We start from the raw sequence: 25,481 nt of genomic DNA, 5'->3' as shown, positions 1-25,481 counted from the left end.
AATTTGGAAAAGAAAAAGATAGCATCATTATTTGTTATTGGAATGGTGAGCTTAAGTATAATGAGAGGGGCATCCCCTTCTACAATGTCAAAAGGAAAAACTGATTTTGCTCAGTGCAGTAAAGAACAACTTAATGATGGGAAAATGCATGCGGCACAGACAGAGAAAAAAGCAAAGAAACTAGGAATTGCAACAGATGGTAAAGAGCAAATTACGTTAGAAAAAGAAATTCATGAAACAGAAGTTGATCAAGAGGCGAAGCAGCTAGGGATTTCTACTGAGGGAAAAGATGTAGGGACTCTTTCAGAAGAAATCTATGAAACAAAAGTAAAACAAGAAGCAGTGAATCTAGGAATAAAAATAGATCATGCATCTATTGTGGATTTAATAAAGCAAATTAATAAAATTAAAATCAATGATGAAGCAGATAAACTAGGGGTTTCAACAGAAGGAAAAGAAATAGATGAGATTGCGACCGAGATTTATGGAACGAAAGTAAAGGAGGAAGCGGAAAAGCTAGGTATTTCTCAAAAAGGGAAAGATATAGAAAATTTGGCGCAAGAGGTATATGAAGGGAAAATTCAAGATGAAGCAAAAAAACTGCATATTGATTTATATGGTAAAGATATTTACCAAGTGCTAAAAGAAATAAATGAACAGAAAGTCATACAAATTGCAGACGAGCTTGGTATAGATAGTGCAAATTTAAATATTCAACAATTGAAAGAGAAAATAAAAAAGGAACAGCCTAAAAAGGAAAAGGAACTTGTCTTTTTACCTATGGTTCAAACAGATGCGGATGCATTTTATTCGTATTTAACGAAGTAAAAAGGGCGCAGAAACTTTGAACCAGGCATGGGTGCAGTTGGGGAGTCAAGCAATTAGTTATGTACAAAATTCAAATTGAACTAGGAATGAAACTACATATATTTTATATATCGAGTAACAAAATAAGAGAGATAAGGGATCAAAACAATGATGAAACCTTATCTCTTTTTATTGTCTTTTACGGTTTATCATGAATTTTTTTTGTTTCATTATTTGTTTAACTCCATTGCTATTTGTTTTCCATTTACAAAAACTTCTGCTACTGCTACAACTACTTCCATCACTTTTTTCATCTCTTATCTCTCCTTGTTTTTTGTTTCATTCCTTACTTTTAGTATAAGGGAGAGAGGGAGTGGCAACTATCGAAGTAGATGACATGAGAATTACATTGTTGTAAGAATAAAAAATGGATAGAAAATTTTGTGAAAGAATGAATTAAGATAGATGTACTTATTTTGTGAAATGGTTGTATTCCTAAAAAAGAATAAGTAAGATAGATTTCGCGTGTAGTAAAGAGGAAATAAGGGAGACAATAAAGGGATGAGAAAAAGAAAAAAATTGTTAAGTTTATGGAAAACGATTACATTGCTGGTGTGTACTGTTATTGTACTTTCTTTAGTTGTAACAGATATATTAATTAGTCATAATGTCGAACGCACGACCGAAGAAAGCCAAGCTGAAAAAGCAAAAACAATTGCGAGTATTGTAGCGAATTCACCACTTGTCATTGATGCTTTAGCAGGAAGAAAAGATATATCTGAAATTCAAACATATACAAATCGATTGTTAAAAAATACAGATGTACAATTTATTGTAGTCATGGATATGAATGGTATTCGAAAATCTCACCCTGATCCTACAAAAATCGGTCATCATTTTGTAGGAGGAGATGAAGGAATAGCTTTGAAAGGGAAAGAACATGTATCGATGGCAGAAGGGACATTGGGAATCTCTATGCGAGTGTTTGTACCTATTTTTTCTGAAACGAGAGAACAAATGGGAGTTGTGGCTGTCGGTATTTCAGCTGATAATGTGTATGAGAGGGTAAAAGAGAGTAGGCACATTATTTATATTGGTATCGGTGTTGGAATCTTAGTTGGAATTATAGGTGCTATTTTATTAGCTAGACATATTAAGAAAATTTTATTTAATCTTGAACCTAGCGAAATTGCAAAAATTTTAGAAGAACGGAATACGATGTTACAATCTGTTAAAGAAGGAATCATTGCTGTTGATAAAAACGCGAGAGTTACTTTAATCAATAACGAAGCAAAACGGTTGTTTAAGAAAAGTGGTCTCGAAGAAGATTTTATTGGCAAAGATGTTGAGAAGTATATGCCTAACTCATGTATAAAAGAAGTGTTACAAACGGGGGAAGCTCAATTGTATGAGGAACAAAATCTTTATGGAATTACCATTGTTACAAACAGAGTTCCTTTATATGTTAAAGGAGAAATTGTTGGTGCAATTGCAACATTTCGTGATAAAACAGAGATTAGGCAATTAGCAGAACAATTAACGGATATTCGACTTTATGCAGAAGCGCTTAGAGCACAATCTCATGAGTTTATGAATAAGATGCACGTTGTATTAGGGCTTACACATATGAAGCATTATGAACAATTAGAGACATATATTAGTAACATGGTTTCGGAGCATCAATATGAAATTGGTGGTGTGATGCGAAAAATAAAAAATCCTGTATTTGCAGGGTTTATGCTTGGTAAACTTAGTTACGCAAGGGAAAAGAATATACAACTTATTGTAAGCGAGAATTCTTACTTACCAGAGCCATATGACGAACGTATTATTCATGAACTCATTACAATTGTGGGAAATTTAATCGACAATGCATTAGATGCGGTTATGAATTGTGAATATAAGCGAGTAGATATTTCTATTCAATATCAGGATACGTTAATTATCACAGTTAAAGATACAGGAATTGGAATCCAGCAAGAAGAAATTGACAAAGTATTTGTCAAAGGGTATTCCACAAAGGGAGAGAATCGAGGATATGGCTTATATCTTGTAAAGGATAGTTTAAAGCAAATAAATGGGAACATGCAAGTTGATTCATTGTTAGGGAAGGGAACGACCATAACCATTGAAATACCATACAAAAGTAGGGATGAGATAGGGACATGATCAAAGTTTTGATTGTAGAAGATGATCCAATGGTAGCGATGTTAAATAAGCATTATTTAGAGCAAGTAGGAGGGTTTGAACTTGTTCATATAGCAAATTCTGTGGGCGAAGCAGTAGAGATATTAAAGGAATCGTCTATAGATTTCATATTACTTGATATCTTTATGCCTGGTGATACAGGTTTTGACTTGTTAATGCATATTCGGAATCAAGAAAAAGAAATTGATGTTATCATGATTTCAGCTGTGCATGATATGGGGAGTATAAAAAAGGCGCTGCAATATGGAGTCGTTGATTATTTAATTAAACCATTTACATTTGAACGGTTTAAGGAAGCATTAACGGCATATCGCGAGAAATTTATGTTCATGAAAGAACAACAAAATATTAGTCAATCTGAATTAGATACGTTGATTTTACAAAAAGAAAAAGTAGAAACTCATATAAATAAAGAACTGCCCAAAGGGCTAACAAAGCAAACATTACAGTTAATTTGGAAACAAATAGAATCACTTCATGGACAAGTGTTTACAACAGATGAAATGGCGCAATTAGTTGGAATTTCAAGGGTTTCTATTCGAAAGTATGTCATGTTTTTAACTGAAATAGGAGTTTTAGAAAATGAAATGGTCTATCAACATGTGGGGAGACCAGTAAGTAAATTACGATGCATCGATGAAAGGAAAATACGTTTTTATGTATAAGCGGCTTATGTAAGCCGCTTATACTTTTTTTAATTACAAAATCAGTTACAAAACTTACAAAAACTATTTTTAATGTTGAAAGCGTTTTAATATTAAAAACAAGAATATAAGGGGGTGCCTATATGGGGATTCGAAATAATGTGGAAGCGGTATCAATTGCGGAAACAGCAGAGTTAGAACAAAAATCTTTTGTTTCAAAAATCATGAATATTAAAATTGGTGTTATACCTTTACCGTTATATATCGTATTAGCAGCTATTATTTATGGAGCATCTGTATATAACAAGTTACCAGCTGATATGATTGGCGGATTTGCAGTCATTATGATTATGGGGATTTTCTTAGGGGATATTGGGATGCGGATCCCGATTTTAAAAAATATTGGTGGACCAGCAATTCTCTCATTATTTATTCCATCATTACTTGTATTTTTTAATTGGATGAACCCTGCTTCAATGGAAGCTGCTACTGCATTAATGAAAAAGTCGAATTTTTTATATTTATATATTTCTTGTTTAGTAGTCGGAAGTGTTTTAGGAATGAACCGTAAAGTGTTAGTACAAGGGTTTGTTCGCATGTTTATCCCGTTAGTTGTAGGGACATTAGCATCAGTAGTAGTCGGCTTGTTAGTTGGCTCATTATTTGGATTTGAAATGAAGCAAACATTCTTCTTTATCATTGTACCAATTGTGAGCGGTGGTATAGGAGAAGGGATTTTACCACTTTCTTTAGCCTACAGTGACATTCTAAATGAATCTTCTGCGACATTTGTATCACAGCTCATTCCAGCAGCTATTATTGGAAATATGTTTGCGATTGTAAGCGCAGGATATATGAAACGTCTAGGTGAGAAAAGACCCGAGCTTAGTGGTAATGGCGTATTAGTAAAAACAGATAATCAAGCAGAGTTATTAAAAGAACAAAATACAGAAAAACCAATTGATTTCTCATTAATGGGAGCAGGTTTATTAATTGCATGTACATTCTTTATCTTTGGCGGATTTGCTTCTAAATTTATTGGTATCCCAGGAGCAATCATTATGATCTTCTCTGCAGCAATCGTGAAGTACTTTAAACTAATGCCAGCAAAAATGGAGCAAGGAGCATATCATTTATACAAATTTATTTCGAAAAACTTAACATGGCCATTAATGGTTGGATTAGGATTGTTATATATTCCGTTAAAAGATGTAGCAGCTGTTCTTTCAGTTGGATATGTTGTGGTCTGTGCGTCAGTAGTATTAACAATGATAGCGACTGGTTTTCTTGTTGGGAAAGTTATGAAAATGTACCCAGTTGAATCTGCGATTGTAACAGGATGTCATAGTGGATTAGGTGGAACTGGTGACGTTGCGATTTTATCAGCTTCAAACCGAATGGAATTGATGCCATTTGCGCAAATTTCCACGCGTTTGGGCGGTGCCGCAATGGTCGTAACAGCAACGATTTTATTAAAAATGTTTTCTTAAATTACTTACTATCAAACAAGCTAGCTATATAAAGATGTAGCTAGCTTGTCAAATTAAAGGGAGATTGTAACTATGTTAGAAAGTCAAATTAATGAGCGTTCATTACTACTTCACAAAGAATTGGTTGGAAAAATTGAAATTACAAGTAAGGTAGAAGTTAATTCAGCAGATGATTTAAGTTTGACATATACACCTGGAGTAGCTGAGTCTTGTAAAGCGATTGCAGCAGATGAAGAAACAGCTTATGACTATACAGCACGTGGTAATATGGTTGCAGTTGTTTCGGATGGAACAGCCGTACTTGGGTTAGGTGATATTGGTCCGAAAGCAGCTATGCCGGTTATGGAAGGGAAAAGTATTTTATTTAAAAAGTTTGCGAATGTAGATGCATTTCCGCTTTGTCTTGGAACGACTGATGTAGATGAAATCGTAACCATTGTTAAAAATTTAGAACCTACATTTGCAGGTATTAATTTAGAAGATATTGCCGCGCCGCGCTGTTTTGAAATTGAAAAGCGTTTAAAAGAAGAAACAAATATTCCAGTGTTCCATGATGATCAGCACGGAACAGCAATTGTTGTTTTAGCTGCAGTTATTAATGCTTTAAAAGTTGTAAGCAAACAGATGGATGAAGTGAAGATTGTCATTAATGGTGCCGGTTCTGCAGGGATTGCAATTGGTAAATTGTTATTAAAAGCAGGAGCACAGCATATGACGTTAGTAAGTTTAGAAGGCATCGTTTGTGAAGGAGAATCATGGATGAACCCGGCACAAATCGAGATTGCGAAAGAAACAAATCGTGAATTTGTACGTGGAACATTAAAAGAAGCGATTGACGGTGCAGATATTTTTATCGGTGTATCTGCTCCTAACGTACTAACAAAAGAACTTGTGAAGACAATGAATGAAAAACCAATTGTGTTTGCAATGGCCAATCCAATTCCGGAAATATTCCCAGAAGATGCACTACAGGCCGGGGCAGCTGTTGTTGGAACAGGACGTTCTGATTTTCCAAACCAGGTAAATAATGTGTTAGCGTTCCCTGGAATATTCCGCGGTGCATTGGATGTACGTGCAACTGATGTCACAGAAGAAATGAAGTTAGCTGCAGCATATGGAATCGCTAACATCATTACTGATGAAGAACGGAATGAGAACTATGTCATTCCAAATCCGCTAGATAAAAGGGTTGTTCCAAGTGTTGCTGCTGCAGTAGCGAAGGCAGCAATTGAATCAGGTGTGGCACAAGTGAAAAAGGCGCCAAGTTATTTAAAATAGTAAAAAAACAGTACCTTTTCAAAAAAAGATACTGTCTCTCTGAGGAGATAAGGGATCAAAACAGTAATGAAACCTTATCTCTTTTTATGTGATTAGACAATTCATAATAAATATTCCTCGTTTCATTATTTGTTTAACTCCACTGCTACTTGTTTCCCATTTACAAAAACCTCTGCTACTGCTACAACTACTTCCATCACTTTTTTCATCTCTCATCTCTCCTTGTTGTTTTGTTTCATTTCTTACTTTTAGTATAAGGGAGAGAGGGAATTGCAACTATCGAAGTAGATGACATGAGAATTACATTGTTGTAAGGAAGAAGTTAAGCCTTGTCACTTTTTTCTACATGAATAACAATTTGCTCATAATATTTCTCATCAATATATATATTGAATACCCATAATCCAGGAGAAGGCAGTGACATAAGAAAAGGGAGCTCTTTTGTGCTTGCATGAATGGAAGTAGGAGCAGTCCAAGTTTGTTCGGAAGTTTCATCTTGGAAGAGTACGGGAGTGGGTGTTGTAGATCCTTGTTTTAGAGCAATAATAGATAGTTTTCCAGATGGTATTTGTGGATCGAGGAAGAACCACATCTGTTTATTTTTCTCACCAGCAATGAAAGTACCATCTGCAATTGCAATTTTCCCTTCAATGCCTCTTAACGGTGTTTTTCCATCAACAAAGAGAGGACTTTCTTCCCAGTTAACATCTTTTAAGACGCTTAAATGAAAAAATGAGGGTACATTTGTTTGAGGATTTGAAGCCTCTATTATTTCTGTTCTTGGTGCTTTGGAATCTTGCCCGATTGAGGTACATCCAGTGATGAGACAGGAGAAAAGTAGCGCAGTTCCAATTTTTTTCATCTTGCCACACTCCTATTTTTCATTGTTAGTGTAATTGTATTTGCTAGAAGAGCGGACAATTCCTTTTCATTCATAAAAAAGAGGTCATAAGTTTAGTATGACCTCTTTTGACATTTTGTACTATATTTGTTCAGTGGTGAGTGTGGGCTCTGCTTCTTTTTCTGGCATTGTTAAGAAAATAACAGCAACGACGATACATACACCACCTAGTAATTGGTATGCTCCGAAAGATTCTTTTAGCCAAGCGATAGAAACAACAGCTGCTACAAGCGGTTCAATACTAGATAAAATACTGGTCTCTGTTGCTGATAAATATTTTAGGCTGCCAATGTAAAGAAGAAAAGAAAGTGTTCCACTTATAATAATTAAAATTAGCATAGAGAATGTTTGTAACGTAAAGGTTTGCGAAAGTTGTTTCCATTCAAAAGAGCGATTATAAATGAATAGTGCAATACCTCCGATTAGCATCCCCCAACCAATAATAAGAGTCGTCCCCCATTGTTTAATAAGGGAAGCTGGATGAAGTGTGTAAAAGGCAAAACCAATTGCTGTTAATAGGCCAAATAAAATCGCTTCTTTTGATAAAACAATATTTTGTACGGATCCATTTGTAATGATAAAGTATGTGCCTGTCAGGGCAGCGACAATTGCTAATACTTGCATAGTGGAAGGAAGTTGTTTATGCTGCACTGCAACATAAATAGTAATGAGAACCGGCCCTAAAAATTGGAATAGAGTAGCCGTAACAGCGTTGCTAATATGCACTGTTTCGATAAAAGCATACTGTGCGCCAAGCATTCCAAGGATAGAGAAAATAATCAGTTGCAAAAGATGACGCGGTTGTTGCCAAATACGAAATATATTTTGTCTTTTTATTAGTAAGAAAGATAAAATAAAGACCCCAGCAAGCAATAGACGAATGACTAAAAAGTCGATAGATGATACTTTCGTATGTTGAAAAAGCCACTGAATCATTGGACCTGATAATCCCCATAGAGTAGCTCCTGTAATAATCATTATGAGGCCGAGTCGTCTGTTATTGTTCATCATGATGCTCCTTTCTAGGATTGATTTTTTAAGATTTACATGATAAAAGGAATTATATATAACTTCTGGTACTGTAAAAAGTATCAATAATGTATTTTGTAAAGGGGTCAGATTTTATGTTAGAGTTAACACCAAATTTGAATATGGAGGGAAAAATCCCACTGTATGTACAGTTATACGAGTATATAAAATCAGAAATAAGAAGTGGAAAAATCCCTCCTTTTACGAAGCTCCCAGCAAAAAGAAAGTTAGCGACATATTTAGAAGTGAGTAAAAACACAGTGGAATCGGCATATGAACAGCTTCTCGCAGAGGGATACATTGAATCAGTGTCACGCACAGGTTATTTTGTATGTGAAATAGAACAAATGACACATACAGTGAAAAGAAGAGAAATCGTGAAGGAAGTATTGTACAGGGAAGAAAAATATAAATATGATTTCACTCAAACAGGTGTAGATGCAAATGCATTTCCATTCTCTATATATCGAAAGATTTCAAACGAGGTATGGCAACTAGAAAATAAGGATTTATTATTTCTTGGTCATCCTCAAGGAGAAGCGTGTTTACGTGAAGAGATTGCGAAATATTTATATGAATCAAGAGGTGTGGGATGTTCAGCAAGTCAAATTGTAATCGGAGCTGGGACACAGTTTTTAATAAGGATGTTGTTTCAGTTGTTAAAAGGAAGTTATTTTGCAGTTGAAAATCCAGGTTATCACCGGAAAATGGTTGCTTTTGAGAAAGGGGAAGAAAATGTTCAGATGCTCTCGCTTGATGAGGATGGGATTTGTATTTCAGATTTAGAAGATAGTCATGCAAATGTTGTGTTCGTTACCCCGTCTCATCAATTTCCGTGTGGAATGATTATGCCAATTAAAAGAAGGATGCAACTATTACAATGGGCACAAGGAGAGAGTGGGCGTTATATTATTGAAGATGATTATGATAGTGAGTTTCGTTACTCTGGAAAGCCGATTCCAGCACTGCAGGGTCTTGATACAGAAGGAAAGGTAATTTATATGGGAACACTTTCAAAAGCTTTGCTTCCATCATTACGGATGAGCTACATGGTACTGCCAAAACAGCTAATTGAGTTGTATCAAACGCAATATTTATTTTATACACAAAGTGTTTCAAGAATCGACCAAGAAATCATTAGAAGATTTTTAAACGAGGGTCATTGGGAAAAGCATATTCATAAGATGCGAGTTGTTTATCGAAAAAAAAGAGATGCTCTTGTCTCAGCGGTAGAAAGGTACTTTTCTAATAAGGCGGAGGTAATTGGAGAAGATTCTGGCTTACATATTTTATTAAAAGTTCACAATGGAATGTTAGAAGAAGCATTAATAAAGAGGGCAGCTGAAAACGGTATAAAAGTATATCCGGTTTCTACGTATTATAAAGAAGGGACTGCTTCAAAAAATACAGTTTTGCTTGGGTTTGCTATTTTATCTGAGGAAGAGATTAAAGAAGCGGTTCAATTGTTATATCAGGCATGGTTTTTGAAGTAGTTTGTTTCGCATGTACATATTTTGTTGGGCAACGAATAGATTTTTAACATGTAATTTGTCGAACGATCGATATATTTGCAGAATCGCCGATAAAATTTTATTTACCGTTTTAAACGAAGACCCTATTTTGCGATGCTTCGCACAATTTTCTTATCATGATTCTTTTCTCTACAAAATGAAAAACATCCTCATGCATGTGAGGATGTTTTAATTATTTCTCTTCATCTAAGAATAAAACCATATGTTCTTCATCCCAGTACTGACCGTTATACTTTAAAGAACGCTCTTGTACACCAAATGTTTTAAATCCTAATGATTCATAAAGTTTTTTTGCACCATCATTTCCGACCACAACATCAAGCATAACTTGTTCTACTTCTAATGTTTTTGCAAGTTCAATACACTCTTTAATAAGAGATTTTCCTGCTCCAAGTCCACGTGCTTTTGGCGATACATATACTGAACCAATCTTTGCTTTATGTTCTTGTTTTACGTATGGTTTCGTTTCCAGGGTTGCAACCCCAATTAATGTACCGTCTTTAAATGCACCTAGTGTATAGTTTTCATCTTGTGCTAGCTTTTGTGCTTTATACTCAATCGGGCATTCTTTATTAATAATATCTTCATAAGAAGAACTGAAAGCCTCAGGATTTTGCTTTAATCCTTCTACGCGAAGTTCTAGATAAATTTCTGCTTCATCCTTTGTTAATACATGGATATCCAATTATATCACCCTCCAAATCTTTGACAGATGTATTTATATTTTATATTGAAATAAGAATAATTTCAAAAAGCTAGCTTTTGTTAGTAGCATGTTACTCCGTTTGCAAATAAAATTTCAATAAATAATAGCTCTTAACACAATATCACCAGCAGCTTCTTCATAAAGATACTACTGGTGATAGACGAACAATTATATTATTCGATTGGTAATTCAATAATAAATTCAGTTCCAATTCCGAGCTTGCTTTTCACTTGTATGGAACCGCTATGTAACTCAACGATTTCTTTTACAACAGCTAGACCGATTCCTTTACCACCCGTAGCTCGAGCTCTTGATTTATCAACACGATAAAAACGATCAAAAATATGTGGAATATCTTCTTGCGGAATCCCTTCTCCTTCATCTTGCACACTTATAGAAAAAGTATTCCCATTTTGATAGGCGCGTACAGTAATAATTGACTGTTCATAAGAATGCTGATAGGCGTTGTGTAATAAGTTGAGCATTACTTGTTCCATTCGGCGTTCATCTATACAGACATTAGGGTTATCTGTGCAGTAAAATTTAATTTTCATTAGTTTTTTAGCAAGTGCTGGTTTAGTTTTTTCAATCATGCGTTCTAGAAAAGGCTGTAAAGGAATCTTTTGTTTTTTAATAATAAATTGATGCTGTTCAAGTTGCGCTAGATCAAATAAGTCTTGAACGAGTTCGGTTACACTATCTGTCTCATCTTCAATAATTTGTAAATATTCTTCACGCTCTTCTTTAGAGAGAGAATCTCTTTTAGCAACTTTTGCATAACCTTTCATATAGGTAAGTGGTGTGAGCAGTTCGTGGGCTACACTTGCAAGAAATTCATTTCTTTCTTTTTTCATGTAGGTTAATTCACTAGATAATTCTTCAATGGTTTTGGCCAAACTACCGAGTTCATCATTGCGCTTAATTCCTAATTTAATTGGTTTATTTAGTTTTAACATTTTTTCTGTTGCACGTTTCATTTTAATAAGAGGATCGGTAATGACACGAGAAAAGATAAATACAGAAATTGTTGTTAAAACAAGAGTTAATACACCAATAATAATAAATTGATGTGCTAAGCGAAGAAGCATTTTTTCTAAAAATGCTGTATCTAAAAACATATGTACATACCCAGTGATTTGTTTATGAATGATAATGGGCGTTGCTGTTGAAATATATTTCGATGTTTTCCAATTTTTCTCAACCATAGTTCCATCTATTGAAGTACAACGTATTTTGTTAGCAAGTTGCTTTTTCATTTCCGGTGTTACTGGATCAGAAGAAGAAAGGATTTGCCCATTGGTGTCTGTTATGACTAACTTTGTATCTGAAATAGAATGTGATTCCATTGCTGTAGCATGTTCGAAAGCTCGTGGACCATAACGTCTTGAAATAAATTTACTATAGCGCTTCCCTTTTTCTAAAAGAGCAGATTTTTCTTCCTCGATACGCATGTTCGACAAACTTGTATAAAAAGATACAAAAGCAATTGTTTCAATACATAGAGCTAATATTAAAAAGTATGTACCGACCTTGAGAGAAAGTTTATTCATTTTTTACCACACCTTTATTTCACATTAATAGCTAGAGGGAGGTATCTCACCACTTATCAAATCTTGTCCCCTATTCTCGGGCGGTAAGCCTCCTACCTTAAAGTACAGCGAATAGGGGGATAAAAAATGTTTGCTAATCAAAGTTTCACTATACTATTTGCTTTTATTCACTTTTCCACTTATATCCCACTTTATAGATGGTTTCTAAGTATCTTTCAACAGGAAAGTCTTTTTTTCGTAATTTATCACGGATATTGCGGATATGTGAGTCGACAGTACGGTATTCAATATCGGTTTGATATCCCCATATTTTTTCGATTAAATCATCACGGCTATATGCTCGATTTGTATTTTGTAAAAACAGTCCTAGTAACGAAAACTCGATAGGTGTAAGTGGAATTTTTTCGTCGTAAACAGTGACAGTATGTTTGGTTTTATCCCATTCAATACCATTGAAGCTGATAAAACCGTCCTTTTTTGTTCGGCGCAGTACAGCTTCAATTCGTGCAACTAGTATTTGTTCGTCAAAAGGTTTTGTAATATAGTCATCGGCCCCCATTGTGAGTCCTTTAACCATATCGTAGTTTTGATTACGAGCTGTTAACATTATGATTGGAATATTGCTGATTTGGCGGATTTGGTAACATGTATCCCATCCATCCATATTTGGCATCATGACATCTAACAAAATAATATCGAAGTTTTTTTGCTGAATTAGTTCAAGAGCTTCTATGCCAGACGTAGCTTTCATACAAAAATAACCACGTGGGCTTAAAAATAAGTCTAATAATCGTAACATGCGTTCTTCATTGTCTACTAATAAGATTTTTATCATAGTCTTGTACACCTCAAAACATTCATTTCTACTTTGTATAGTTTACATGAAAATAATAAAAAACTCTGTTTATGTGATTGAATTGTAGTGTATTTTTTCTACTAAAGCAATTGACATAAAAAATGCACTACTTTTGCACAACTCTTTTTTATAATAAAAGGCGTAGCGACACAAATACCCTATGTTGCGACATAACGTCATGTCATTTTATTTATAAAATGACAATTCCATTCTATTGTGTATGTGAGATAGTGAGAAATTTCGTATTCACCTCGCATCGGATAAGGAAAATTTCCTATCTCACACTTTTTTTATAAAGGGGACTATACACATGAGTAAAAAAGAAGAACGTTTTCAAAAGGATAAACAAGATCGCAATGCTGTTGTAATGTGTGTTGCTGTATCTATGCTAATCATTGTGAAGTGTGCGAATAAATTTTTCGGAATTCTATAATAGATGTATGAGCTCGTTGTTTCGTTTGGAGAAACAATGAGCTTTTTTATTTGTATGTAAAAATCCCGCGTATGCTATGTACGGGGGAGTTTTGTCTAGGAAGGCGAAAGAATTAAAAAATGATAGAAGTGTTATACAATAAACCAAGGAAGAATTGCCAGTCCTGAAGTGACAATTATTGTACCGCAAATTAAAAAAATAGGATGTTTGTGCTGTTTCATATTTGTTGTTCCTCCAATTACCGATTTTATGCTATTACTTCTATTGTTTCTTTAGCGCTCATTTCTTTTAATTGTGATTTCGTACTTTTAGTATAGTAAAGAGGAGGGGAGAGAACCATTTAATTAGATGACATAAATATTACATTGTTGTAAGAAAAAAGCACCTTTGTATCAAAAGGTACTTTTGTGAAAAGCTATAATTAATTATTCAAAAATAAAACCATATGTTCCTCATCCCAATACTGTCCATTATGCTTTAAGGCACGCTCTTGTACACCATATGTCTGAAAGCCAAGTGAATCATACAATTTTTTTGCAGCTACATTTCCGACAACAACATCAAGCATGAGTTGTTCTACATGTAGTTTATGTGCATTTTCAATAATGGCTTTGATCAACGCACGTCCAGCACCGAGACCACGTGCTTTTGGAGAGATATAAACAGAGCCGATTTTTGCTTTATGTTCTTGTTTTATAAATGGCTTAGTTTCTAAAGTAGCAATTCCGATTAAACCGTTATCTTTAAAGACACCGAGTGTATATTTATCTGGATTAGCTAAACGCTTTGCCATTGCAGCCACAGGATCCTCATGTTTTAGTACATCTTCATAAGAAGAACTAAAGGCTTCGGGATTTTGTGTTAATCCTTCCATACAAACTTTTAAGTAAATTTCTGCATCTTCTTTTGTTAATAAACGAATTTCCATATCGAGAACCTCCTTAGTTTATCTCACTCTATAGGAAAATGGGGGATCCGTAAGAGTATGATGATTATATTAATAGAACATCTACTGTGTATTCATAAACATATTCTTTACGTGCTCGTTCTTAATTTGTAAAAGAATAAGTAGATATATGCGAGAAAAACATGTGTCTTCTTTTGTTTTTATTACTTTATGTAATGAAATTATATATTAACTTTATTAACTATTCAACAATTAAATATATTACATTTTTATAACTAAAAAATGATTCCTTTGCTAGGAATCATTTTTTTCTGTTATATATCCTTCAATTCGTTCTGGGTGAGTATAAATATTACAAGAATCATTACGAATAAACCCGACTACTGTAATGCCTAAATCATGAGCAAGCTGCAAAGCTAATTTTGTTGGCGCTGATTTAGAAAGAACAATTTCACAGCCGATTTTAGAAACTTTTAACAAAATTTCAGATGAAACTCGACCACTGAATACAATGATTTTTCCTTTGATTGGGATATGATTGCGTAAACAATAGCCATATATTTTATCTAATGCATTATGCCTTCCGATGTCCATTCTTGATATGAGAACGTTGTTTCGATCACAAAGAGCGGTATTATGAACGCCACCAGTTTGCTGAAATGTAGTAGAAGATTGCTGTAAGGTATTCATTAAATTAAAACATTCTTTCGGAGTAACTGTTACATGTATATCATGTAAAGTTTTTGCTTTTGCTGCATCATTTACAAAAACAAAACCTTGTCTACTTTTTCCGCAGCAAGAAGTGACATATCGTTTGTTATATAGTGTTTGATAGAGAGGATTGATTTGTGATGTTTTTACATGGACAACCCCTTTGTCTTTCTGTATCCATAGCTCATCAATCCCTTCATAAGAAGCAATAATTCCTTCAGAAATTAAAAAACCTATTACCATATCTTCAATATAATTTGGAGTACATACAACTGTTACATATTCCTCCCCATTTAATTTAATTGTTACAGGATATTCTGTGACAATTTCATCTTTTTGTTCAGAAAAAACGCCGCCTTGATAACGTATCATTTTATAGGTTTCTTGGACATGCCCCATACTATTTTCCCCTTTGTATGTATTTGTCTTTCTATTTATCATAAAACATTGAAAATATAAAAGCATCTGTTAGCTATGATATAGAAGATTATTTGGTTATCATTGTATATGTGAGATATAATAGAGTAGTAGAATAGTGTCATTTTTTATACCTTATAGCATCAAGAATCGACTTCTAAGATAAGATTTCAACAGAGCGTTTCAAAAAATGTACAACAATATAATTTTGAAAACGGATTCAAAATTATATTGTACAGTTAGTTATAAGGAGAGGGGAACTATGGCAGAGCAAACGGTTCGTGTAACCGTAGATGGAAAGGAATTTCTTTCATCTGGTGAAAAGACGATACTGCAATTATTTAACGAAAGTAATGTAGAGCATCCACAAATTTGTCATGTACCGGAAGTAGATCCAATTCAAACTTGTGATACATGTATTGTAGAGGTAGATGGAAAATTACTGCGTGCTTGTTCAACGAAATTAGAAAATGGTATGCATATCGAAAGACAATCAGCGCGCGCAAAAGAAGCACAAACGGAAGCGATGGATCGAATATTAGAGAATCACTTATTGTATTGTACAGTATGTGATAATAATAACGGGAACTGTAAAGTTCATAATACGGTACATATGATGGGAATTGAAGAGCAAAAATACCCATATGAACCGAAAGTTAGTTCAAAAGAAGTAGACATGACTCATCCATTTTATCGTTACGATCCGAATCAATGTATTGCTTGTGGGCAATGTGTAGAAGTGTGTCAGAATTTACAGGTAAACGAAACATTATCAATTGATTGGAATTTAGATCGTCCTCGTGTAATTTGGGATAGCGGCGTAAGTATTAATGATTCATCTTGCGTTAGTTGCGGGCAATGTGTAACGGTGTGTCCTTGTAACGCATTAATGGAAAAATCAATGCTTGGAGAAGCAGGGTTCATGACCGGACTAAAACAAGATGTGTTAGACCCAATGATTGATTTTGTAAAAGATGTAGAGCCTGGATATAGTAGTATTTTAGCAGTTTCAGAAGTGGAATCTGCGATGCGAAAAACGAAGATTAACAAGACGAAAACAGTTTGTACATTTTGCGGTGTAGGTTGTTCGTTCGAGGTGTGGACGAAAGACCGTCAAATTTTAAAAGTACAACCTGTATCAGACGCGCCAGTAAACGGAATTTCTACATGTGTAAAAGGAAAGTTCGGTTGGGACTTTGTAAATAGCGAGGACCGTATTACAAAACCGTTGATTCGTCAGGGAGATATGTTCGTTGAAGCGTCATGGGAAGAAGCTTTAGAAGTTGTGGCATCCAATATGCAGCATATTAAATCTGAATATGGTAGCGATGCATTTGGATTTATTTCTTCTTCAAAAGTAACAAATGAAGAAAACTATTTAATGCAAAAGTTAGCTCGTCAAATATATGGAACAAATAATGTAGATAACTGTTCCCGTTATTGTCAATCCCCAGCAAGTGATGGTTTAACAAAAACCGTCGGTATAGGTGGAGACGCAGGGACAGTGAAAGATATTGCGGAAGCTGGCCTTGTTATTATTGTGGGAGCGAATCCAACGGAAGGACACCCTGTACTTGCTACTCGTGTGAAACGTGCCCATAAATTACATGAGCAAAAACTGATTGTATCAGACCTTCGTAAACATGAAATGGCAGAGCGTGCTGACCTATTTGTTCATCCGCGTCAAGGAACGGATTACGTATGGCTTGCTGGAATAACAAAATATATTATTGATCAAGGTTGGCATGATAAGAAATTCTTAGATGAAAATGTGAAGAACTTTGATGAATATAGCAAAATGTTAGAGAAATACACACTTGATTATACAGAAAATATTACAGGTATTTCTAAAGATACATTAAAAGAAATGGCTCGCATGGTATACGAAGCAGATGGTACTTGTGTACTTTGGGGTATGGGCGTTACGCAAAATACAGGAGGAAGTACGACGTCTGCAGCGATTTCTAACTTACTTCTTATAACTGGTAACTACCGTCGCCCTGGTGCAGGTGCATATCCACTCCGTGGGCATAATAATGTGCAAGGTGCTTGTGATATGGCGACATTACCGAACTGGCTTCCAGGCTACCAAGCAGTGTCGGATGATACACTTCGTGCGAAATTTGAAAAAGCATATGGTACTAAAATTCCGAAAGAGCCAGGGCTGAATAACATTGCAATGCTTGCGGCTGCAGAGGAAGGGAAACTACGTGGTATGTATGTAATGGGAGAAGAAATGGCGTTAGTCGATTCCAATGCGAATCATGTGCAACACATTTTAAGTAATCTCGACTTCCTTGTAGTTCAAGACATATTCTTATCAAAAACAGCTCGTTTTGCTGATGTTATTTTACCGGCAGCACCAAGTCTAGAAAAAGAAGGAACATTTACGAATACAGAGCGTCGTATTCAGCGTTTATATGAAGTTATGAAACCGCTCGGTGATTCGAAACCAGATTGGTGGATCCTGCAAAAAGTAGCTCGTGCCCTTGGTGGTGATTGGAATTATGAAAGCCCAAGTGAAATTATGGATGAAATCGCATCACTCGCGCCGTATTATTCACAAGCGACATATGATCGTTTAGAAGGATGGAATAGTTTATGTTGGGGTAGCCGCGATGGTAGTGACACACCATTATTATATGTGGATGGCTTTAATTTCCCTGACAAAAAAGCTCGTCTATCACTAGATGAATGGATTCCGCCAGTTGAAGCGCCAGAAGACTATGATCTATTACTAAATAACGGTCGTTTGCTCGAACATTTCCATGAAGGGAATATGACAAATAAATCAGTTGGGATTTTATCCAAAATTTCTGAAGTGTTTGTTGAGATTTCGCCTGAGCTTGCCACTGAACGAAATGTGAAAGATGGCGGACTTGTAGAGCTAGCATCACCGTTTGGTAAAATTAAGGTGCAGGCACTTATTACAGATCGTGTGACTGGAAACGAGCTATATTTACCGATGCACGCGACAGTCAATGAAGAAGCGGTTAATATTTTAACAGGAACAGCGACAGACCTTTATACTTGTACACCTGCTTATAAACAAACGATGGTAAAAATGCGTGTATTACGTGAAAAAGGTAATCGTCCGCTTCCTGCTTCAAACCCGAGAGATAAAAAACGTCATCCGCAAAATGGTGTTGAAATTCAGCAGAAATGGCAGCGAAAACAATACGTATCACTTGTGGATCAAAACTAGGGGGCGAAGAAAGTGGCAAAAGAGATTACTTTGATTCAGAAAAAGGTAGTTACAGAAGAAGAAAAGAAACAACAGTTATCAGATGAACTGTTAACACAATTAGCAGAGAATCGTGAGGCGGTAGAAGAGACGATGCAGTTGTTAGCAGGATTGCAGCAAGCGGGTATTTTAGATGCAGCAATCAGTCTACTTGCTGCGAAAGAAGATGTTTCTAAAATCGCTGTCGAGCAATTAAACCGTGAACCAGTAAAAAATGCATTAAATAATATGATGGGGGCAGGAGAGGCTTTGTCTTCAGTCGACCCAGAAATGACAAAACAGATTACATCTAGTTTAGTTACAGGATTACAGTTTGCAACAGATGAATTGAACAAAGGAAAGAAAACAAAAGTAATGGACTTTTTTAAAGTACTGAAAGACCCGGATATTAACAGAGCCATTACTTTTGGATTTAGCTTTTTAAAAGCGTTTGGACAAGGATTAGAGAAAAAATAAAGAACGAAAGAGTGATGGGGAAGTACCCATCACTCTTTTTTGTGCACGTATAAGAGTGTTCATGTTAAGCGGAATATATTATTATAAAAAGATGACTGTGAAATGGAATCCATTTCAAATCTAGTTTTGGAATTTGGAGGAATTTATGCTACACCGTAAAAGACTATCTATACCAGGGGTCATGAAACAGTCTTTCCAAACGGTACAATTTGCTTTTTGGAATGTGTTGGCGTTTCAACTCTTTTATAAACTATTAGCGGCTATTGTATTTATTCCGCTATTCGGTATGATCTTTAATAAGTTGTTGTACTGGGGTGGTTATGCAAATGCGACAAATGATGAATTACTTGCTTTTTTGAAAACTCCATATGGCATCGCAGCTATATTAATTTTATCGCTATTGGCACTTTTTCTTATTTTTACGGAGTTCGCGGTGCTTATTATTATTTCGTACTTTGCACATAAAAGGCAAAAAGTAAAGTTACGCCCAATTTTGTATAAGACGGTAACGTATTTACCTTCTCTTTTTACATATTGTTTGCCAGGGTTTATCTTGTATGCCGTTGTATTGTTACCTCTGTTAAATTTGGGATATAAATCTGCGCTAATCCCAGAAATTCAAATTCCAAATTTTATTACAGGTGAATTGTTTAAAACAACAATGGGACAAGTAGGTTATTACACGTTCTTTGCTGTGGTTGCATACTTGAATCTTCGATGGATCTTCGTTTTACCTATCATTGTTTTAGAAGAAAAACCATTCCGCATAGCTGCACGTAAAAGTGCAAATTTAGTAAAAGAAAGCTTTTTTAAAGTTTTGTTCTTTTTAATTGGATTTTTTATCTCAATCGGGATTGTTTTTGTTTTATTAATGGGAATGTACTTATTGGTTCTATGGGGTGTATATGAATTTACGAATCCAGAAGGGACATTCGCGCTATTAGCAGAATCTACTCTATCGGTATTTTTGACGAGTACATTGTATTTATTTAGCTTTATTATGACTCCATTTTATATTATGGCATTAACAAGACTTTACTTACAAAAGGTTTCGGTTGAAGATGTTTTATTAGAAGAGGGCTTAGATTATTCAAAAACAAAAGCCGATAAATGCTTCTTTAAAAAGCATCGCTTGAAATTTATAGGTGTATATGTTGTCGGTGTCATAACAGTAGGTATGGTAGTTGCATTTATTGTGACGTTTATTACGAATTCATATAAAGAGCCCGTTATTATGGCGCATCGTGGATATGTTTCTAAAGGAGTAGAAAATACGAAAGAGGCCTTGCAAGGTGCGATTGATGCAAAAGCGGATTATGCTGAAATTGATGTATTACAAACAAAAGATGGTGAATTGGCAGTGATACACGATTTAAAGCTGAAGCGTCTTGCAAATGCGAATGTACAAGTGTCAGATTTAACAATGGAAGAATTGAGAAAGCTTACTCTACAACAAGATGGACATACCGGACAAATTAGTACATTGGATGAGATGATCAAGCTTGCCAAAAATAAGATCAAGCTCAATATCGAAGTGAAATTACACGGAAATGAAAAGGATTTTGTAAAGAAAGTATTAAAAACAATAAAGGATAATGATTTTGAAAAACAATGTGTGATTCAAACGTTGCATTATCCGCTTATTAAAGAGTTTAAGCGTGCAAATCCGGATATAAAAGTAGGATATATATTATATGCCAGCAGGGCCAATTTAAAATATGTGCAGGCCGATTTCTATGTTGCAGAAGAATATATGTTAAATAAAGCTTTAGTAAAATCAGCAAGAAAATTAAATAAACCAATCTATGTATGGACTGTAAATGATATGGAGAATTTAAGGAAGTATTATAAACTCAATGTAGATGGAATTATTACAGACTACCCTGTGGATGCAAAAGAAACGATCAAGATGATGCAAGAGCAAGAAGAAAGTGAAACAGATGTGTTTGATAAGATTACAGAAACGACGGAAGATTTGTTTTCAAAGTTATTTATAAGTTATCCAGCTGCCGGTTAAATATCGGCGGCTGTTTTTTTCTATATAATTTGCCTTTTAGATGAAATTATTGATTAGTTACACTATACTTTAAGAGAAGCAGAATAGAAAAAAATGGTTTCATACTGCTAGAAATGGTGTCTTTTAAAGGTGTTTTTCTAGTCTTTATAAGGATTTTTAAGAGTTGTATATTTTGTGTAATACGAAGAGGTGTTAATGAAATGAAATCCTATACACAATTTGAACGAAGAAAATACATATTGGGTGAGTTAGAAAAATACAATCGAGTGATGGTAAATGATTTAGCTAAGGTGTTAAATGTTACGACAGAAACAATTCGAAGAGATTTAGATATGATGCACAAGGAAGGTAAGCTTACGAAAATACATGGTGGTGCGATTAAGAAAAAAGATCATACTATTGAATTTTATTTTGATAAACGTCGATCTGAGAATATTGAAGAAAAACGAAACATTGCAATGGAAGCAAGTAAATTGGTAGAAGATAATGATATTATCGCAATTGAAATTGGGACGACTACGATGCAAGTTTTGGATTTTATACATGATAAAAAGAATTTGACGATCCTAACGAATTCGATACCAGCTGTTAATAAAATTATTGAGCTTAAAGAACAGTATGATTCATTTGATTGTAAATTAATAGTCTTTGGTGGAATGCTAAATTCTAATTCATTAGCACTGTCTGGAGACATGATGCTAAACTATCTTGACCACTTCACTGTCAATAAATTATTTGCTTCGTGTGATGGAATTTCTTTAGAAAAAGAACTGACATGTTCATATATGGAAGACGCGCAAGTTTTTCAGCAGTTAAAGAAAAATGCAAAACAAGTTGTGATGATGGTAGATGAGTCGAAATTTAATTTAACAAAGTTTTATAAAAGCGGAGATTTTGATGATATAGATGCATTATATACAAATGCTAAACTCGATGAAGTATGGCAAAATGTCCTAATAAGTAAAGGGATTGAAGTGATAATAGTATAGAAAGAAAATATTAAAGTAGACTATTTCTTAGTGAGATGAGAAAGGGTCTTTTTTTTATTGTTTTTTTGTTTATATGTTGTTTTTTGTTGTTAATATGTTGAATTTACAATTCATTAACATAATAACAACATTGTGTTAATAATGTGCTCGTACAATATGAATTAGGAGGTGACAAGAATGCAAATAAAATTATCAAAAGCTGTGTTCTTTTTATTACCGGTTGGAATACCTCTAATATTATTTTGGATCATTCCGAATTTATTTAGTTTAGGTATTAGTTTTACAGACTGGGATTTCATGACTAGTGACTTTAATTTTGTTGGTTTAGATAACTATATTAATTTGTTTACACAGGATTCTTTTATACAGGCATTGTTAAATACTCTTTATTTCGGAATTGGGACAGTCGTTCCAACGATTGCGTTAGGTTTGGGTTTTGCGTTGTTCTTCCGAAACAAATTCAGAGGCTCTGCAATTTATCAATTATTGATTTTTTCACCTTGGGTAACGCCAACGGTAGCTGTATCGATTGTATGGTCACTTCTATATGAACCTCAATATGGAGCAATCAATAAGATGCTAGAATTTTTCGGGATTCCGGGTTTGGACTGGCTGAAGAGTAGTGATACAGCGATGCTAGCGGTCATCATTGTAACGGTATGGAAACTAGTTGGATGGACGATGCTTTTCTATATCGGTGCACTAGAGAAAGTACCAGATAGCTTGTATGAAGCTGCTAGTATTGATGGAGCAAGTTCATGGCAGAAATTTCGAAATGTAACATTACCGATGGTTTCACCAACAACTTTCTTTTTAGTTGTTGTCAATATAATTACTTCAGTGCAGGCTTATGATCAAATTAAAATTTTAACACAAGGTGGACCGAGTGGTTCGACACGAACGTTACTTTATTTATTCTTCCAACAAGCGTTTGAACAGTTTGATATGGGATCTGCAACGGCAATCGCATTTATTATATTAATCATTACAATCCTACTATCCGTTATAAACAAGATAATAGGTGACAAGTGGGTGAACTATTAAGATGAATGATAAGAAAAAGACACCATTAATTCTAAAGCATATCTTTTTGGCTTTATCAAGTATCTTGTTTGTCTTTCCGTTCATATGGATGGTACTTGGTTCGTTTAAAACATCCAGTGAAGTATTACAAGGAGGTTTTTGGCCTACACAATTTCACTGGGAGAATTATCGTCAAGTATTAGACACTCTTCCGTTTGGCACGTATATATTTAATAGTTTTTATACCTCTTTCCTTATCACTATATATGTACTTGTTTCATCTGCGCTCTTTGCTTATATGTTGGCATTTTATAAGTTCAAAGGGAAGAATTTCACATTTAGTATTGTCATGGCAACGTACATGATTCCTGGAGCTGTATCGTATGTTCCGGTATATGTGATGTTAGGGAAAATGGGCTTACTTAATTCGCATTTTGGATACGTTATTACTATGGCTGTTAGTGTATTCGGTATTTTCTACTTAAAACAGTCATTCCACAAGGTTGGTTATGAAACCGTAGAAGCAGCCAAAATTGATGGAGCAAGTGATTGGCGTATTCTTTGGAAGATTATTTTTCCAATGACGAAATCATCATTTGTAACACTAGGTTTAGTTACATTTATTGGGGATTATAATAATTATATTTGGCCAGCTCTTATATTGAATGATGGCAGCCAAAAATTAATTACGAACGGAATTGCTGATTATTTCATTAATAGTTCCTTAGGCCGAGATTGGTCGCACATTATGGTTGCAAGTACAATCGCTACAGTGCCGCTCTTAATCGTATTTTTAGTTTTACAAAAATGGCTCCTTTCAGGTGTTACTGATTCAGGAATAAAAGGCTAACTAAATATAAAGGGGAAATTCGGGATGAGAAAATTATTAATGCTTTTAACGATTTTGTCATTATTTGTTGGTGCGCTTGCAGGCTGTTCAGGCGGAAAAGGAAATACTGTCAAAGCAAGTAAAGAAGGGGATAAGATTGTTGTTCCGTTTATTAATGGCGTAGGTGGTTCACTTGCAGACCAAGTAGATAAGATTGTAGAGGAATACAATAAAAGTCAAGACAAGTATGTAGTGAAGACAACAAAAGCAGGTAACTACGATGAGTCTTATCAAAAGCTTCAAAGTGGATTTGCAGCGAATAACCAAGAGGCAGTTGCATTGTTAGGTTCAGACGTCATTCAAGAATATGCGAAGAAAAAATTAATTGTACCTATGGATGAGTATGTTAAAAACGATAATAATTTTAAAAAAAAAGAGTATGGAAAAGGTTTTATGGATCAAGCAACCATTGACGGAAAATTATATGGTATTCCTTTTTACGGTACCACTCAAGTCTTTTATTACAATAAAAAAGTGTTAGCGGAAAATGGCTTTACACCTGACGATTTAAAGACATGGGAAGGTGTAGAAAAAGTAGCGGAAAAATTAGCAAAACGTGACGCAAATGGAAATGTCACATATGCAGGTTGGATGCCAATGTGGGGTACGTCAAACTTAATTGACGCAGTTCGCAGTGCTGGTGGAAGTGTTTTAAGTGAAGATGGAACAAAAGTATTAATCAATGATGATACTTGGGTTACAGTATGGGAAAAATTCCGTACATGGCTTAATGAAGATAAAATTATGAAGATTCATTCAGGTGGAACTGGATGGGAATATTGGGATAAAACAATCATTGATTTAGTTGAAGGTAGAACGTTAGGATATACGGGCTCATCTGGTGACCAAGGATTTGTTTTTAAATCGTTAGGTAAAGGAATGACTGAGCAAGAACGCCTTGACACATTTGGAGCGGCACCACAACCAGCTTGGGGTAATAATAAACCAGCACCAAAATTAGAAAGTTATTTATTCACATTAACGAGAAATGTTGATCCAGAAGTAGCAAAAGGTGCATATGAATTTATGAAATTTGCTACAAGCACTGAGAAAACGGCTGAATGGTCAATGGGAACAGGATATATCCCTGTTCGTAACAATGTAACAGAGTATGGCCCTTATGCTGAATTTGTGAAAAAACAACCGCAAGCATTAGTTCCATTAGAGCAAGCGAATAAATATGGAGTTGCACCATTTACGGATCCAACAGGCGGTAAAATCAATGACGCGTTAAATGTAGCGAAGGATAAAGTAGAAATCGAAGGGGTTTCTGCTAAAAAAGCGCTAGATGAAGCAGCTAAAATTGCACAAGAAGAATTAGATAAAGTGTTGAAAAAGAAGAAATAAACCTGTTCATGTATTATTTTGAAGAGAAACGAGAGGTGCTTTTGAAC

At 34.8% G+C, this 25,481-nt stretch carries 21 protein-coding genes; 14 read left to right on the top strand and 7 right to left on the bottom strand.

The genetic code is table 11. The features are described 5' to 3' along the window. Positions 1-42: 42 nt before the first annotated feature. The 5 genes from HRG09_RS08395 (at position 43) to HRG09_RS08375 (ending at position 6,427) form a co-directional block, all read left to right on the top strand. A complete protein-coding gene (locus HRG09_RS08395) occupies positions 43-828 on the top strand; it encodes a transporter (protein ID WP_174100377.1) in 786 nt (261 codons plus the stop codon). Positions 829-1,368: 540 nt separating this feature from the next. Further along, positions 1,369-2,976 carry a sensor histidine kinase gene (locus HRG09_RS08390; RefSeq protein WP_174100360.1) on the top strand — a complete coding sequence of 536 codons (1,608 nt, stop codon included), beginning with the start codon at positions 1,369-1,371 and terminating at the stop codon, positions 2,974-2,976. Further along, positions 2,973-3,680 (top strand): response regulator, encoded by a 708-nt coding sequence (locus tag HRG09_RS08385; RefSeq protein ID WP_174100359.1) that lies wholly within the window; start codon positions 2,973-2,975, stop codon positions 3,678-3,680. Before HRG09_RS08390 ends, HRG09_RS08385 begins: the two co-directional genes overlap by 4 nt. A gap of 122 nt (positions 3,681-3,802) precedes the next feature. Then, positions 3,803-5,149 carry a 2-hydroxycarboxylate transporter family protein gene (locus tag HRG09_RS08380; protein ID WP_174100358.1) on the top strand — a complete coding sequence of 449 codons (1,347 nt, stop codon included), beginning with the start codon at positions 3,803-3,805 and terminating at the stop codon, positions 5,147-5,149. 72 nt (positions 5,150-5,221) lie between these two features. Then, positions 5,222-6,427, top strand: coding sequence for an NAD(P)-dependent malic enzyme (locus HRG09_RS08375; protein ID WP_174100357.1), 1,206 nt, complete (start codon positions 5,222-5,224; stop codon positions 6,425-6,427). Positions 6,428-6,749: 322 nt separating this feature from the next. Here HRG09_RS08375 and HRG09_RS08370 read toward each other — a convergent pair whose 3' ends face one another. Then, entirely contained in the window at positions 6,750-7,289 is a 540-nt protein-coding gene (locus HRG09_RS08370; RefSeq protein ID WP_174100356.1) for a DUF4871 domain-containing protein, read from the bottom strand. A 120-nt stretch (positions 7,290-7,409) separates the two neighbouring features. Beyond that, the gene (locus tag HRG09_RS08365; protein ID WP_174100355.1) at positions 7,410-8,336 is read right to left on the bottom strand and encodes a DMT family transporter; all 927 of its coding nucleotides are present in this window, start codon (positions 8,334-8,336) and stop codon (positions 7,410-7,412) included. A gap of 116 nt (positions 8,337-8,452) precedes the next feature. Between HRG09_RS08365 and pdxR the strand changes: the two genes are divergently transcribed. Continuing rightward, on the top strand, positions 8,453-9,850 hold the full coding sequence (gene pdxR, locus HRG09_RS08360) for a MocR-like pyridoxine biosynthesis transcription factor PdxR (RefSeq protein WP_174100354.1): 1,398 nt from the start codon (positions 8,453-8,455) through the stop codon (positions 9,848-9,850). A 211-nt stretch (positions 9,851-10,061) separates the two neighbouring features. Here the strand turns inward: pdxR and HRG09_RS08355 are convergent, their stop codons facing one another. The 3 genes from HRG09_RS08355 to HRG09_RS08345 form a co-directional block, all read right to left on the bottom strand. Then, positions 10,062-10,574: a GNAT family N-acetyltransferase gene (locus HRG09_RS08355; RefSeq protein WP_174100353.1), complete on the bottom strand. Its 513-nt coding sequence runs from the start codon at positions 10,572-10,574 to the stop codon at positions 10,062-10,064. Between the two features lie 194 nt (positions 10,575-10,768). After that, positions 10,769-12,145 (bottom strand): sensor histidine kinase, encoded by a 1,377-nt coding sequence (locus HRG09_RS08350; protein WP_174100352.1) that lies wholly within the window; start codon positions 12,143-12,145, stop codon positions 10,769-10,771. A 163-nt stretch (positions 12,146-12,308) separates the two neighbouring features. Further along, the gene (locus HRG09_RS08345) at positions 12,309-12,980 is read right to left on the bottom strand and encodes a response regulator transcription factor (RefSeq protein ID WP_174100351.1); all 672 of its coding nucleotides are present in this window, start codon (positions 12,978-12,980) and stop codon (positions 12,309-12,311) included. Between the two features lie 331 nt (positions 12,981-13,311). Here HRG09_RS08345 and HRG09_RS29365 point away from each other — a divergent pair, with 331 nt between their 5' ends. Next, the gene (locus HRG09_RS29365; RefSeq protein WP_262386318.1) at positions 13,312-13,434 is read left to right on the top strand and encodes a hypothetical protein; all 123 of its coding nucleotides are present in this window, start codon (positions 13,312-13,314) and stop codon (positions 13,432-13,434) included. A 421-nt stretch (positions 13,435-13,855) separates the two neighbouring features. Here the strand turns inward: HRG09_RS29365 and HRG09_RS08340 are convergent, their stop codons facing one another. After that, on the bottom strand, positions 13,856-14,362 hold the full coding sequence (locus HRG09_RS08340; protein ID WP_174100350.1) for a GNAT family N-acetyltransferase: 507 nt from the start codon (positions 14,360-14,362) through the stop codon (positions 13,856-13,858). Positions 14,363-14,635: 273 nt separating this feature from the next. Next, complete coding sequence (gene fdhD, locus HRG09_RS08335; protein WP_254610044.1) at positions 14,636-15,451, bottom strand: formate dehydrogenase accessory sulfurtransferase FdhD; 816 nt, start codon at positions 15,449-15,451, stop codon at positions 14,636-14,638. 280 nt (positions 15,452-15,731) lie between these two features. Between fdhD and fdhF the strand changes: the two genes are divergently transcribed. The 7 genes from fdhF to HRG09_RS08300 all read left to right on the top strand — a co-directional run bounded on the left by fdhF (position 15,732) and on the right by HRG09_RS08300 (position 25,434). Beyond that, positions 15,732-18,674 (top strand): formate dehydrogenase subunit alpha, encoded by a 2,943-nt coding sequence (gene fdhF, locus HRG09_RS08330; RefSeq protein WP_174100348.1) that lies wholly within the window; start codon positions 15,732-15,734, stop codon positions 18,672-18,674. A 12-nt stretch (positions 18,675-18,686) separates the two neighbouring features. Continuing rightward, positions 18,687-19,169, top strand: a complete 483-nt coding sequence (locus HRG09_RS08325; protein ID WP_174100347.1) for a helical membrane plugin domain-containing protein — start codon at positions 18,687-18,689, stop codon at positions 19,167-19,169. A gap of 145 nt (positions 19,170-19,314) precedes the next feature. Further along, the gene (locus HRG09_RS08320) at positions 19,315-21,186 is read left to right on the top strand and encodes a glycerophosphoryl diester phosphodiesterase membrane domain-containing protein (RefSeq protein ID WP_174100346.1); all 1,872 of its coding nucleotides are present in this window, start codon (positions 19,315-19,317) and stop codon (positions 21,184-21,186) included. A 200-nt stretch (positions 21,187-21,386) separates the two neighbouring features. Continuing rightward, positions 21,387-22,175 carry a DeoR/GlpR family DNA-binding transcription regulator gene (locus HRG09_RS08315; RefSeq protein WP_174100345.1) on the top strand — a complete coding sequence of 263 codons (789 nt, stop codon included), beginning with the start codon at positions 21,387-21,389 and terminating at the stop codon, positions 22,173-22,175. A gap of 177 nt (positions 22,176-22,352) precedes the next feature. Further along, positions 22,353-23,219 (top strand): carbohydrate ABC transporter permease, encoded by an 867-nt coding sequence (locus HRG09_RS08310; protein ID WP_174100344.1) that lies wholly within the window; start codon positions 22,353-22,355, stop codon positions 23,217-23,219. 1 nt (position 23,220) lies between these two features. Further along, entirely contained in the window at positions 23,221-24,048 is an 828-nt protein-coding gene (locus HRG09_RS08305) for a carbohydrate ABC transporter permease (protein ID WP_174100343.1), read from the top strand. A gap of 24 nt (positions 24,049-24,072) precedes the next feature. Continuing rightward, complete coding sequence (locus HRG09_RS08300; RefSeq protein WP_174100342.1) at positions 24,073-25,434, top strand: ABC transporter substrate-binding protein; 1,362 nt, start codon at positions 24,073-24,075, stop codon at positions 25,432-25,434. The last annotated feature ends 47 nt before the right edge of the window (positions 25,435-25,481 follow it).

This window comes from Bacillus sp. Xin1 (genome assembly GCF_013314535.1).
Classification (GTDB): Bacteria; Bacillota; Bacilli; order Bacillales; family Bacillaceae_G; genus Bacillus_A.
Note: the sequence above shows the minus strand (reverse complement) of the source record. Positions and strands in the feature narration are given on the sequence as shown.